Source organism: Arthrobacter sp. UNC362MFTsu5.1, from assembly GCF_000685965.1.
In the GTDB taxonomy this organism is placed as follows: domain Bacteria; phylum Actinomycetota; class Actinomycetes; order Actinomycetales; family Micrococcaceae; genus Arthrobacter.
In genome coordinates, this window is the sequence record NZ_JMLE01000011.1 from 43,165 (window position 1) to 57,087 (window position 13,923).

Sequence of the window (13,923 nt, forward strand, 5' to 3'; positions counted from 1 at the left end):
ACAGCCGGCTAAGCTAGGCGCTTAACCGGGAATAGCTAGGAATCCTGCGGCTGTTCGGCAAGGCGGCGTTCGGCGTCGGCGATCTGTTCAAAGACTGACTCGGCCCTGCGGCGGACCGAGGCGGCGCCTACCGGCACCGGCCCGACGGCCAGGCGCAACATCGCGGCCGCCTCCGCGGTGGTCGCCAGGGAGTTGCCAGCTTTGGACAGCGATCGGTGGACGCCGGCCAATGCGCCCGGGATATCCAGGCCGTCACTGGGCGAACGCCGCTGGGCTTCGACGCACACCTGCCGGACCCTGACGGCGAGGCCGGCAAGGTCGTTGGCGATCTCCACCAGTTCGGCATACAGCACGTCGTCCTCCACCCCTTCGAGGACTTGGTGGAACCGGTCAAGCCCGCGAAGGAAACGGTCATGGGCGCGCCGCCACAGCCCTTTGCCGAGCTCGGCGTCGTCTTTTCGCCCCTGGCGGGCGGCTGCGAAGAATGCCACGCCGCCCCTAGAGATACTGGCCGGGACCGTGGTCCGGATCTTCCGCTTCGCCCGGCTTGTCTGAGCCGGGATGCGGCAGCCGGGCGCGCTGCGGCTCGCCGTCCTCGCCGATCACCACACCCGGAGCTATCACTGTCCCCGGCGGCAGCTGGCGCAGCTGCCGCTGTGCCGCCGCGTGTTCGCGGGCGGCATGCTGGGCTGCGATGGCCGTCTGGATGCCGTGGAACAGCCCTTCCAGCCAGCCGACCAGCTGTGCTTGGGCAATCCGGAGTTCCGCGTCGGACGGCGTAGCCTGTGCGGGAAAAGGCAGGCTGATCCGTTCCAGCTCCTCGACGAGTTCGGGAGCCAACCCGTCCTCAAGTTCCTTGATGGAGCGTTCGTGGATCGCAGCCAGGCGCCCGCGTGCGGCGTCATCGAGCGGTGCCGACTTCACTTCGTCCAGCAGCTGCTTGATCATGGTGCCGATCCGCATCACTTTGGCGGGCTCGTCCACCAGGTCCTGGAGGTTACTCCCCTTCGGCCGGGTTCCCGCGCCGTGGTTCGGGGCCGTACCGGAAGAGACCTCGTCGTCGAGGGTGGTGCCCTCTACAGGGGCATCATCAGCTGGCTGAGTGTCGTTCGGATCGCTCATGGCTTCATACTCTCACGGGCTGCGAGCCCGGGCGCGAGTCCGTGAACCCAGTTGACCCCGGCGGGTCCGGCGGTGCCCCGAAAACGCGGGAGGCGCCGTCGGACCCTAAGATCCGACGGCGCCCCCGGCGCAGGTGTTTTCAACGGCCGCGGCCTTTCAGCAGCAGCGGCCTTGGGGATTGTTGTCCTGGCGGTCCGTGTGGTCCCGCCAGAACTCCCGCTCGGTCATGGGCGCTTCCGCATGCCCTGAGGCCTCATGGTGCTCCAGGTACTTCGCATAGGCGTCCGCTCCCATGACCCCGCCGAAATAGCGGGCGAAGCCACGGAACCCTTCGAGTATCGCGTTCATGACCAGCTCCGCATCAGTGGTGCGCGGACTTTTCGAGGCGCAGGTCGGCGGGGAGTTTGTTCCACTCGGCCACGAGTTCCCGCTCAGCAGGCGTGGGAATGAATCCCGCAGGCGCGTAGGCGCGGGACGGCACGGCCGGGTCCTCGTGGTCCGCGTGGGCAACGCCCTGCTTCGCATCCCGGAACGCCTTCACCGTGGCCACCATCGCCGTGATGATCACAATGATGCTCAGCACCACGAAGATCACCGACAGCCACCCCTGGATCATGGTGTTGCGGACCACGGCCTCCATGGCAGCAACGGTCTTGGCAGTGCCAAATTCCGTCTTGCCGTCTGCAAGGGCTTTGGAGAAGGCCGCGTTGTTGGCGAAGTAACCCACTGCCGGAACCGGCGAAAAGATCTTCTGGAAGCTGGCAGTGATGGTGACGACTGCCGCGAAAGCAAGCGGAACGGCCACAATCCATAGGTACTTGAACGAGGCGCGCCTTGCTGCGATGGCCAGGCAGACGGACAGCGCGATGGCTGCGAGCAGCTGGTTGGCGATTCCGAACAGCGGGAACAGCGTGTTGATGCCGCCCAACGGGTCCGTGACACCCATCAGCAGCACGGCTCCCCACGCGAGGACCATAACGGCCGTGCAGAGCCAGGCTCCGGGCCGCCAGGAGTGCTCCTTGAACTTGGGGATGAAGTTGCCGATGGAATCCTGCAGCATGAAGCGTGCAACGCGGGTGCCGGCGTCCACTGCCGTGAGGATGAACAGTGCCTCGAACATGATGGCGAAGTGGTACCAGAACGCCATCATGGCCGTGCCGCCGATGAACTGCTGCATGATGTGGGCAAGGCCGACGGCCAGTGTGGGAGCACCGCCGGTACGGGACACAATGCTTTCCTCGCCGACGTTCCTGGCTGTCTCGGCCAGGAGGTCCGGAGTGATGTTCACCCCGGCAAGTCCCAGGCTGTTGACCCAGGTGGCTGCCGTTTGCACAGTGCCGCCGGTCAGGGCGGCCGGGGAGTTCATGGCGAAGTACAGGCCGCGGTCGATGGAGATGGCTGCCACGAGGGCCATGATGGCCACGAAGGACTCCATCAGCATGCCGCCGTAGCCGATCAGGCGGGCCTGGCGTTCCTTTTCGATCAGCTTCGGGGTGGTACCGGAGGAGATCAGGGCGTGGAAGCCGGATAGCGCGCCGCAGGCAATGGTGACGAACAGGAACGGGAAGAGCGCTCCGGGGAACACCGGCCCGTTTTCCCTGCTGGCAAATTCGCTGAAGGCCGGCACGGTGATTTCGGGGCGGACCACGATGATGGCCAGCGCCAGCATAACGATCACGCCGATCTTCATGAACGTGGAGAGGTAGTCCCGGGGAGCCAGCAGGAGCCACACCGGAAGGATGGCGGCGATGAAGCCGTACACGATGAGGCCCCAGGCGATGGTGACCTTGTCCAGGTGGAAGAACGCCGCGCCCCACTCGGTCCCCGCCACGGCGCCGCCGCCGATGATCGCGGCCATCAGCAGCACGAAGCCGATCAGCGACACTTCCATGACCTTGCCGGGGCGGATGAAGCGGAGGTAAACGCCCATGAAGAGGGCGATGGGGATGGTCATGCCCACGGAGAACACGCCCCAGGGGCTTTCCCCCAGCGCGTTCACGACGACGAGGGCCAGGATCGCGACGATGATCACCATAATGAGCAGGGTGGCAATCAGGGCGGCGGTGCCGCCGATCACGCCGAGTTCCTCACGGGCCATCTGGCCCAGCGAGCGGCCGCCACGGCGCATGGAGAAGAACAGGACGAGGTAGTCCTGCACCGCTCCGGCCAGTACGACGCCGATGATGATCCAGATGGTGCCGGGGAGGTAACCCATCTGGGCCGCAATGACGGGCCCGACCAGGGGGCCTGCGCCGGCGATGGCGGCAAAGTGGTGGCCGAACAGGACGTTGCGGTCGGTGCGGACGTAGTCCTTGCCGTCCGCTTTGTACTCGGCGGGAGTGGCCCGGCGGTCGTTGGGCCTGGTGATGTACCGCTCGATCACCTTGGAGTAAAAGCGGTAGCCGATCAGGTACGTGCAGACCGAGGCGAACACAAACCAGATCGCGTTGACCGTTTCGCCTCGGATGATGGCCAGCATGAACCAGGAGACCCCGCCTAGCAGCGAAATCGCCGCCCAAATGGCGATCTTCGTCGGTGTCCATTTGCGCTCTTCGGCCTCCCGCACCGCGTCGTCCACCGACGTTGGCGGAAGCTTTGGATCAGGCTCTAGCGCGTCCTCCGATAATGCAGTCCGTGCTTTGCCATCCGGCATTTTGCCCATGTCTCCTCCTCGAGAACCCCAGCTGGAAAGTGATCTCCCCTTCGCACCATATCAACGCCCCGGACGCAGGGATACTGCTTTGGGGGCGCCGCTCTTGAGGCCCTCGCTGAACGGTCGGACGGGAGCGTTGAGCGGCAGGCAGCCTAGGGTGCCGGCGTGTTCAACTGCGCCATCCGCGCCTCGCAGAGGTCCAGCCACCGGACCTCCGCTTCGGTCTGGAAAATCAGTGAATCGAGGACGAGCAGCCATGCGGTGTCGGCCCGGCGCAGGCTGGCGGACGCCTCGCGACGGGTTTTGGTGTAGTCCTGGAGCGCTTTCACTGACGCGGTGCGCTGGGCCTGGATGACGGCCGGGACGTCCACTCCGGGGATGGTCACGGCGAGGGCAAGTTTGATGGCGAGTTCGTTCCGGGGAGGATTGCTGCGGGCCACCGGGGCCTGGAACCAGTCCGCGACGTCGCTGCGGCCTGCGTCGGTGATGCTGTAGATGACGTGGCCTTCGCCGTCGCCGCCATCGTTCGTGACGAGTCCGTCCCGTTCCAGCCGGTCCAGGGTGGTGTAGACCTGCCCGATGTTCAGCGGCCAGGCAGAGCCGGTGCGGTCCTCGAACTCGACCCTCAACTGGTACCCGTAACGGGGCTTGTCCTGAAGCAGGGCGAGGAGACTATGGCGAATGGACATACTGCCCCCTGATGTCGCAAAGACGACGGCATACACGCGCCCCCAAGACGCGTGCATACCGCGTATGGAATTACAGTAACGTGATTTCGGTACGAAGGCAATACCGGGTATTCATTCCGACGCCGGTGTCCGGCTACATGACCAGCAGTACTTTCCCCACATGGTCGCCGGAGTCGAAGTATTCATGGGCCGCCCGCACCTGGTCCAGCGGGAACGTCTTGGCCACCAGGGGGCGGATGCGTCCATCCGCCAGGAGCGGCCACACCGCATCCCGGACGGCATTCATGATCACGCCCTTCTCCGCCACCGGCCGTGGCCGGAGCGCTGTGCCGATGATGGCGGCCCGCTTGCTGAGGAGCTTTCCCAGGTCAAGCTCCGCCTTGGTGCCGCCCTGGAGTCCGATCACGATCAGCCGGCCGTAGTCCGCGAGGGCGTCAACGTTCTGCCCGAGATATTTGGCGCCTACAACGTCCAGGATGACGTCGGCACCGTGTCCGCCGTTTTGCGCACGGAGGGATTCTGGAAAGTCCTCCTCCGTGTAATTGATGGCGATGTCCGCATGGAGGAAGGCTTTGGCGGTGCCCACCTTCTCGGCAGTTCCGGCCGTAGTGGCCACCGTGGCGCCAAAGGCCTTGGCCAACTGGATGGCCATGGTGCCGATTCCGCCCGTGGCTCCGTGGACCAGCACGGTCTCACCCGGCTGAAGCTGCGCCGTCATGATCAGGTTCGAGTAAACGGTGGCCGCCACTTCGGGGAGGGACGCGGCAGTGACCAGATCCACGCCGTCGGGAACCCTCAGGACCTGTTCGGCAGGGACGGCCACCTGCTGGGCGTAACCGCCCCCCGAAAGCAGTGCCACCACCTTGTCCCCCACCGAAAACGGCTTGGACACGTCGGGGCCGAAGCCCGCTATCCGGCCGGAAACTTCCAGGCCAAGGATGTCCGAGGCCCCGGGCGGCGGCGGGTAGAAACCCCTGCGCTGCTGGACATCGGCCCGGTTGAGTCCCGCGGCGACAACGTCGATCAGCACCTCGCCGGGGCCGGGAACCGGAGCCGGGACCTCGCGCACTTCGAGCACCTCAGGCCCGCCGGCCTCGCTAACGTAGACGGCCTTCATGGAAAACTCCCGATTCCTAGCTGCTTCCTGCCACAAAAAATAGTGTGCAGCGGCCGCGCGTGCCCGCAAACACTCCGGACGGTTTTTGTCGCAGCCAACTGCCTATGAAACACTACTCGGTAAGGAAGGTTGTCCGAGCGGCCGAAGGAGCTGGTCTTGAAAACCAGTGTGCGGTAACCCCGTACCAAGAGTTCGAATCTCTTACCTTCCGCGAACAATGTCCGGGTCCTGAGCAATCAGGGCCCGGACATTTTCCGTTAATCCCGGTTAAGGGCCTGTTCGGGCCGGGACCATTGAAACTGTCGGTGCTCCGGAATAGTGTCTGGTTTGTCTTCACTGACCACCCCTCCGCCGCGGTCCGTTGCCGCGGCCACCGACAGGAGCCACAATGCCCAGCCCTGACATCACTCCCGGCGCACCCTGCTGGATCGACCTCATGACATCGGATGCCGCCAAAGCCAAGCAGTTCTACGGAGAACTGTTCGGGTGGGACTTCCAGACCGGCGACGAGGAAAAATACGGCGGTTACATCACAGCCTCGAAAAACGGGAAGTCCGTGGCAGGGCTCATGCAAAAGGATGAAACGATGGCGGGCTTCCCTGACGCCTGGTCCACCTACCTGCGTTCAGACGACGCCGCCGCCACCGCCGAAGCTGTCACGGCGCACGGCGGACAGGTCTTCATGGGGCCGATGGACGTCCCGGAGCAGGGCCACATGGCCATGTTCGGCGACGCCACCGGCGCGGCCATCGGCATCTGGCAGCCCCGCGAAATGACCGGCTTCGAACTGGTGGCCGAGCCCGGCGCCGCGGCCTGGCACGAACTCCACACCAAGGACTACGCCACCGCCGTCAGGTTCTACCAGGACGTCTTCGGCTGGGACACGGACGTCATGAGCGACACGCCCGATTTCCGCTACACCACCCTGGGCAAGGGAGACTCAGCCAAGGCGGGCATCATGGATGCCTCCGCCTACCTCCCGGCGGAAGTCCCGTCCAACTGGCAGGTCTACTTCGCCGTGGAGGACGCCGACGCGTCCATTGAAAAAGCCGTCAGCCTTGGCGCGCGGGTGATCGACGGACCGGACGACACCCCGTTCGGCCGCCTGGCAACCCTGGCCGACCCCACCGGCGCAATGTTCAAGATCGTTGCCGACACCCGCCAGGGCACCGGCGATCCGGCCGACTCAGGAGACACCACCGGGGCTTAACGAGCCGCAGCATGCCATTTAAGTAAATTGATCTAAAAAATACCGGCCAGCCGCTTCCATCGGAGCTACTGGCCGGTATTCTTTTGCCATGTCCGGCACATGGGGTGAGCCGGCACATGCACACAATCAAAGCACTGCCGCAGAACACCGTTGCCGGGACAGGGCCCATGCTGCCCTGTGGCCGGCGGTGAACGTTTCGCTGGGGGACGTCTCGCAGAATGCACGCTGAATCAATCACACGTTCATTCGACTCTGTTTTGCTGTGCCGGAAACTGCTTGACCAGGAGTAAAGTCCGGGCCCTTTTGTCCGCGCCACAAAGCCGGACACATTCCACCGAGCCCTTACCCGGGGCACCCTAATGAGAGTTAGAGCGGATGAAACGCACACCATGGAAAATTACGCTGGGCACGGCGTTGTCAGCGGGGCTTATAGCCGCCCCGTTGGCAGCCGTCCCGGCGTTCGCAGTGGAGGTCTCACCAGCCGCTGCGGGCACGTCGCCAGTGGTCATCAATGAGGCGTACCTCAGCGGAGGCAGCTCCGGAGCGGCCTACAAGAACAAATTCGTAGAGCTGTACAACGCGTCAGATGCGCCGGTTTCGCTGGATGGCTGGTCCCTTCAGTACCGCTCGGGCACGGGAACGGCCGCACCCAACGGAGTGGCGGCCCTCAAGGGCAGTATCCCGGCGAAGGGTTATTACCTGGTCCAGGGCGGGGCGAACGGAGCGCCCACCCCCGCCGGCGCCGACCTGCCCACTCCGGACCTGGTGGCTACCGGCTTGAACCCGTCCGGAACCACTGGCACCCTGGTCCTGGCCAGGCAGGCCACTGCGATCACTTCGCTGGCCACCGGTTCGGTAATCGAGCCCGCCAACGTGGCCGACCTGCTGGGGTACGGCACGTCCAACACGTTCGAAACTCAGGCTGCCACAGCGCCCGCCGGCAACACCGACGTCAAGAGCCTGAACCGCACCAACGGAGCGGACTCCAACAGCAACGCGGCCGACTTCGCCCTTAGCGCCACCATCACCCCGACGGCGGCCGGCGGCAGTGTGGACCCCGGGCCTGTCGACCCCGATCCCGTGGATCCGCCGCCTGCGCCCGCCACGAAGACCATCGCCGAGATCCAGGGCTCCGGTGCGGCCAGCCCGTTCGTCGGCGCCAGTGTCACGACGCGGGGCAAGGTGACCGCGGCGTACCCAACCGGCGGCTTCTCCGGCTTCTACGTCCAGACCCCCGGGACCGGCGGCGATCTGACGCCAGCCAACCACACGGCGTCGGACGCTGTTTTTGTCTTTTCGCCCGCAACAGTCGGCTCGGTCGCCATCGGTGATTACGTCGAAATCACCGGCACCGTCAGCGAGTTCTTCGGCATGACCCAGGTGAGTGTTGCTGATGCGGCCGGGCTGACGAAGCTCGCCGAGGCGGCGCCGGAGGTGAAGTCCACCGGCTTCTCCCTCCCGGCGGATGAAGCGTTCCGTGAATCCCTCGAAGGCATGCTGCTGACACCGCAGGGACCGGTGACGGTCACTGACAACTACTCCCTGAACCAGTATGGCGAAATCGGCCTGGCCGGCGGCACCACTCCCCTTGAACAGCCCACCGCCGTGGCACCTTACGGTTCGGCCGAGTACACGGCAACCGTTGCCGCCAACGCCGCCCGCGGCATCAAGCTCGACGACGGCGCCACCACCAACTTCCTCAAGGACGCCGCCACCAAGGCGCAGGTGCTGCCGTACCTGACCACGTCGGATCCGGTCCGCGTCGGATCACCCGTGACGTTCCAGACCGACGTGGTGCTCAGCTACGCCAACAACTCCTGGAAGTTCCAGCCGCTGACCCACCTGACGCCGGAAAACGCCGGCATCATCCAGCCGGCCACCTTCGGCGCCACCCGCGCCGAGGCCCCCGGCGCCGTCGGAGGCAGCCTCAAGATTGCCTCCTTCAACGTGCTGAACTACTTCCCCACCACCGGCGACATGCTGGCCGGCTGCACCTTCTACACCGACCGCGACGGCAACCCCATTACGGTCCGCGGCGGGTGCGACGCCCGCGGTGCCGCCAACGCCGAGAACCTCAAGCGCCAGCAGGACAAGATCGTGGCCGCCATCGGCAAGTCCGGCGCCGACGTGGTGTCCCTGATGGAAGTAGAGAACTCGGCACAGTTCGGCAAAGACCGCGACGACGCCCTGGCAAAGCTGGTGGAGGCTCTGAACATTGCCACGCCGGGGATCTGGGACTACGTCCGCACCCCCGCCAACGCTCCGCCGCTGGCTGACGAGGACATGATCCGGACCGCGTTCATCTACAAGAAGGCTGCTGCGGAACCGGTGGGCGAATCCATCATCCACAACGACACCGTGGCCTTCGCCAGCGCCCGCAAGCCGCTCGCTCAGGTGTTCAAGCCGGTTGGTGCCTCCGATGACAAGAAGTTCATTGCCATCGCCAACCACTTCAAGTCCAAGGGCTCTGCCGCTACTCCGGAGGACACCGACCAGGGCCAGGGCGCCTCGAATCTTGCCCGCACCGAGCAGGCCAAGTCACTTCTCAGCTTCTCGAACGACCTTCAGTCCTCGAAGGGCACGGACAAGGTTTTCCTGCTGGGCGACTTCAATTCCTACGCCAAGGAAGACCCCATCAACGTCCTCACGGCTGCCGGTTACGTCAACCAGGACGAGAAGGCCAAGAACGCTGACGGCTCCGCCAAGCACTCCTACCTGTTCGGCGGCCTGGTGGGTTCCCTGGACCACGTCCTTGCCTCGCCGGCCGCCAATTCGGTGGTCACGGGTGCCGACATCTGGAACATCAACTCCGTGGAGTCCGTGGCGCTGGAGTACAGCCGGTATAACAACAATGTGACCAACTACTATGCGCCGGACCAGTTCAGGGCAAGCGACCACGATCCCGTGGTGGTGGGCCTTGATCTGCCGGCCGCACCGGTCCTGCCGCCGAGCGTTGACCTGAACTTCCTGGGAATCAACGATTTCCACGGCCGCATCGATTCCAACACGATCCTGTTTGCCGCCACCATCGAAAAGCTCCGCGAATCCGCGGCGCCGGGCGCCACGGCTTTCCTGTCCGCCGGAGACAACATCGGAGCCTCGCTGTTCGCTTCCGCCGTCGCCAAGGACCAGCCCACCATCGATGTGCTGAACGCCCTGGAGCTGCAGACGTCCGCCGTGGGCAACCACGAGTTCGACGGCGGCTGGACGGACCTGCGGGACCGGGTCGTCGCCGGCGGTACGAACGCCAAGTTCCCGTATCTCGGCGCCAACGTTTACAAGAAGGGCACCACGGAACCGGCCCTGCCCGAATACACGGTGCTGGAGCTGAACGGCGTGAAGGTGGCCGTGATCGGCACCGTCACCCAGGAAGTACCGTCGCTGGTCACGCCTGCCGGAATCACCGAACTTGAGTTCGGTGATTCCGTGGAAGCGATCAACCGCGTTGCGGCGAAGATCACCGCGGACAAGCTCGCCGACGTCATCATCGTGGAAAACCACGACGGCGCCGGGTCCGGCGCTCCCGAAGGCTCCACGTTGGAACAGGAAGTCGCAGCCGGCGGCCCCTTCGCCAAACTCGTCAACGAAACCTCTCCCGAGGTGGAAGCCATCTTCACCGGCCACACCCACAAGCAGTACGCCTGGGATGCTCCGGTGCTGGATGGCAACGGCCAGCCGACGGGCAGGACGCGCCCCATCGTCCAGACCGGCAGCTACGGCGAGTTCATCGGCCAGATCCAGCTGACGATCGACACCAAGACCATGCAGGTGACCGGCTACAAAGCGGGCAACGTCAAGCGCACCGTCCCCACCACCACGGAGACGGCCGCGGACCTTGTGACCAAGTACCCGCGGGTGGCAGCCGTGAAGGCAATCGTTGACAAGGCAGTCGCCGACGCTGCCGTCATCGGCAACCAGCCGGTCGGCAAGGTCACCGCTGATATCACCACGGCTTTCACGCCCGCCACGGCAACAAGTCCGGCGTCCCGTGACGACCGTGCGGGCGAATCCACCCTGGGCAACCTGGTGGCGGACTCACTGGTGGACGCACTCAAGGCTCCGGACCTCGGCGCCGCCGAAATCGGCGTCGTGAATCCCGGCGGCCTGCGCAACGAGCTGTACTTCGCGCCGGACGGAACCATCACCTATGCGGAGGCGAACGCCGTGCTTCCGTTCGTGAACAACCTCTGGACCACGTCCCTGACCGGGGCACAGTTCAAGACGCTCCTGGAACAGCAGTGGCAGACCAACCCGGACGGCACGGTCCCAAGCCGCGCCTACCAGCAGCTGGGATTGTCCAAGAACGTCAACTACACCTACGATGCCGCACGTGCCGCGGGTGACCGCATCACCTCCATCCGGGTCAATGGTTCGCTCATCGATCCGGCCAGGTCCTACCGCGTCGGCACCTTCAGCTTCCTCGCAACCGGCGGCGACAACTTCCGGATTTTCAAGGAAGGAACCGGCACCAAGGATTCAGGACTCGTGGACCGCGACGCCTGGATCAAGTACCTGCAGGAGCACAACCCGGCAGCGCCGGACTTTGCCCGCCGCACTGTTGCCGTGGTGAACACGACGGCGGCCGAGGTCAAGGCCGGCGACTCCATTACGCTGGCCGTCTCCAAGCTGGATCTCACGTCGCTGGGCAGCCCCGTCAACACGTCGCTGGCGGCCTCCTTCACGGACGCTGCGGGCACCGTAACCCAGCTCGGCACCATCCCGGTGTCCGCCGGGGCTGCCGCAGTGGACGTGAAGGTTCCGGCCGGCGTGGCCCCAGGCGCCGGAACCCTGGTGCTCACCGCTGCTGAATCGGGCACCGTGGTCAAAACGGCGGTCCTGGTTGCTTCCAGCGGACCGGTGCCGCCGGTCTGCACCGCGCCCGTCCCGCCCACCAAGTGGTACGACTTTGCAGGCTGGATCAAGTACGGCCTGGCCTGGATCCAGTACCAGAAGTGCCTGAAAGGCTAGTTTCCCGGCCTGACGGTAACTGAACTTGCCCCGCCCCGGGGCTGGAAATCCCTTCGGATTCCGGCCCCGGACGCGGGGCATTTTCGTGTCCGGGAGGTCAGCGGTCGAGGATGTGGCGGGCTATCTCGTCGGCGTCGCGGAGGGTGCGCTGGCCGCTGCGGTACACCGGCCCCTCCTGCGGCCTCGCCTCCGCGGCGATGGCCGTGCCCCACTGCGCCGCGGACAGCTGCAGTCCCAGCACGTACAGTCCTTCCGAGACGGATCCGTTGGCGCCCACCGGCCGGTACGGGTGCGGGCTGACGTCAAGTCCGGAGGTCTCCACCGGCGCGCCCTCCACAGTCATCATCAGCCGGGGCCGGGCCAGGCCGTCGGCGAGCAGCTGCTCCAGCACCGGCGACACATTGACGGAAACCCGGTTGGCCGGAGCGAGCGCCTCGATCATGGTGCGGGCGTGGATGGCCCCGCCGTTGACCCACGGCGACACGGCCTTGAAGGAACCGGCCGCGCGGTCGAGCGAAAACTTCGGATCCGGGCCCACGAAGCTGACCACGCCCGCCCTGGCGAGCGCTGCGAGCTGCTCGGCCCGGATGGCCGGCGGGCCGCTGGCCAGCCCTTCGACGAACGACTCGAACCAGCCCCGCAGGCCGGCGACCCAGGACTCATCGGTGATGCCGCCGTCGGCCACCACCGATTTCAGCACCGCCCGCCCGTGGTGCAGCGCCCCGATGGTCATTTTCACGGGGTCGTCCTCCCCCAGTGCCGAACGCCGGGCGTCATCGAGCAGGTAGTCGACGACGGCGGCATCCACCTCAGCCTGCGACGCGAAGTTCCGGCCGGCCAGGGGAGCTGCCAGGCCCGGGAGGTTCAGCCGCTGGTCCGGCGCCACATGCCTGGCCACCAGGTCATCCGCTTCGGCTTCCCAGTGGGAGACGCTGTGGGCGTGCGGCCGCATCGCCTCCTGGAGCAGGGCCAGGAACGCCTCGGGCTCGTTGACGGCGTCCGGACGGGTCCGAACCAGGGTGGAGTAGTAGGCCCAGAGCGCGTCGCGCTGCAGGAGGGGCCAGAGGTCGTGGTCGAAGGCGGGGGTGATTCCCGCGGCCGCGAACCTTCCGACGGCGGCCTCGGTGCAGTACCGCAGCGTCACGCCGGACGGGTAGTACCCTGCAAGGTCCGCTTTGGCCCGGTAAGGGGTCCCGCGCCGGGACGCCGCGATGATCAGCGGCTCGTTGCCGGACGGGACGTATTCGAGACCGGCCTTCCCCTGTCCGGGGACGCCGTCCGCCGTGCCGTCGCCTTCTGCCGCAACGAACCTCCCGCCCCGGCCCTCGGTCAGCTGGCCCATCACGTCGAAGAAGTTCAGGCCCATGCCCCGGACCAGGACGGGCTCGCCAGCCGGCACCACAGACCAGTCGACGTCGGCGGGGACCGCAGGGGGCAGGTACAGAAGGCCCAGCTGGCCGGCCCCGGCCTGGAGCTCGCGCTGTTCGGCGTTGAGCCTGGACTCAAGGTGGCCCAGGGCCAGCACCACGGACCCGACGGTGAGGGGCCCGCCGTCCTCGAGTTCGACGTCGAACGTTCCGTTTCCTGCCGGCCGCACAGCGGTGGCGGTGGTGCGGTGGAACTGGACGGTGACGCCTTCCGGAAGGTGCGCGAGCAGCTCGTCCAGGGTGAAGCGGAGGTAGCAGCCGTACAGGGCGCGGCTCGGAAAATCCCGGGATCCGAGGCTGGCCAGTTCGTGGCGTTCATCCTCGGTCAGCGAAGGGTGCGGGCTGTCCTGCTGCGCCGCACGCCATGTTTCGAAGGTGCTGCCGGCCACGGGTGCCGCCAGCTCAGGGTCCTCGGGAATCACGGTGGGATAGAACGATTGCGTGTTCATCAGGTACAGCCGCGACTGGCCGGGCTGCCACACGTGGCCCGGCCCGGCCGGGTACGGGTCCACCACGTCGATGTGGAGGCTGGATGCGGGGTGGCTCGCGGTGCCATGAGGTCCGGAAGTCCCCGAAGTTGCCGAATCGGAGGGGTTCCTGAGCCGCCAGTTGGCGAGGAGCCGCTCCAGGACACTGGTGCCGCGGGGTCCGGCCCCTATTAGTGCTGTCCGGATGCTTTGCGATGTGCCCACGCCCTCCAGAGTATCTGCATGTGACTTGCTAGCCGCGCGCGGATG

Annotated in this window: 9 protein-coding genes and 1 tRNA gene; 3 read left to right on the top strand and 7 right to left on the bottom strand. The window is 65.9% G+C overall.

What is annotated here, in order from left to right:
- Nucleotides 1-35 precede the first annotated feature (35 nt).
- The 6 genes from BS38_RS0112110 to BS38_RS0112135 form a co-directional block, all read right to left on the bottom strand.
- Entirely contained in the window at nt 36-491 is a 456-nt protein-coding gene (locus BS38_RS0112110) for a hypothetical protein (RefSeq protein ID WP_028271046.1), read from the bottom strand.
- A gap of 7 nt (nt 492-498) precedes the next feature.
- The gene (locus BS38_RS0112115) at nt 499-1,122 is read right to left on the bottom strand and encodes a bacterial proteasome activator family protein (protein WP_028271047.1); all 624 of its coding nucleotides are present in this window, start codon (nt 1,120-1,122) and stop codon (nt 499-501) included.
- A 156-nt stretch (nt 1,123-1,278) separates the two neighbouring features.
- Nucleotides 1,279-1,470, bottom strand: a complete 192-nt coding sequence (locus tag BS38_RS0112120; protein ID WP_028271048.1) for a YbdD/YjiX family protein — start codon at nt 1,468-1,470, stop codon at nt 1,279-1,281.
- Between the two features lie 13 nt (nt 1,471-1,483).
- Nucleotides 1,484-3,784 (bottom strand): carbon starvation CstA family protein, encoded by a 2,301-nt coding sequence (locus BS38_RS0112125; RefSeq protein WP_028271049.1) that lies wholly within the window; start codon nt 3,782-3,784, stop codon nt 1,484-1,486.
- Nucleotides 3,785-3,927: 143 nt separating this feature from the next.
- Entirely contained in the window at nt 3,928-4,464 is a 537-nt protein-coding gene (locus tag BS38_RS0112130; protein ID WP_028271050.1) for a PadR family transcriptional regulator, read from the bottom strand.
- Between the two features lie 133 nt (nt 4,465-4,597).
- Nucleotides 4,598-5,581 (bottom strand): NAD(P)H-quinone oxidoreductase, encoded by a 984-nt coding sequence (locus tag BS38_RS0112135; protein ID WP_028271051.1) that lies wholly within the window; start codon nt 5,579-5,581, stop codon nt 4,598-4,600.
- A 123-nt stretch (nt 5,582-5,704) separates the two neighbouring features.
- Between BS38_RS0112135 and BS38_RS0112140 the strand changes: the two genes are divergently transcribed.
- The 3 genes from BS38_RS0112140 to BS38_RS0112150 all read left to right on the top strand — a co-directional run bounded on the left by BS38_RS0112140 (nt 5,705) and on the right by BS38_RS0112150 (nt 11,759).
- Nucleotides 5,705-5,792, top strand: a tRNA-Ser gene (locus BS38_RS0112140).
- Between the two features lie 177 nt (nt 5,793-5,969).
- Nucleotides 5,970-6,791, top strand: coding sequence for a VOC family protein (locus BS38_RS0112145; protein ID WP_028271052.1), 822 nt, complete (start codon nt 5,970-5,972; stop codon nt 6,789-6,791).
- A gap of 375 nt (nt 6,792-7,166) precedes the next feature.
- Nucleotides 7,167-11,759, top strand: a complete 4,593-nt coding sequence (locus BS38_RS0112150) for an ExeM/NucH family extracellular endonuclease (protein ID WP_028271053.1) — start codon at nt 7,167-7,169, stop codon at nt 11,757-11,759.
- Between the two features lie 97 nt (nt 11,760-11,856).
- Here the strand turns inward: BS38_RS0112150 and BS38_RS0112155 are convergent, their stop codons facing one another.
- Complete coding sequence (locus BS38_RS0112155) at nt 11,857-13,878, bottom strand: FAD/NAD(P)-binding protein (RefSeq protein ID WP_028271054.1); 2,022 nt, start codon at nt 13,876-13,878, stop codon at nt 11,857-11,859.
- Between the last annotated feature and the right edge of the window lie 45 nt (nt 13,879-13,923).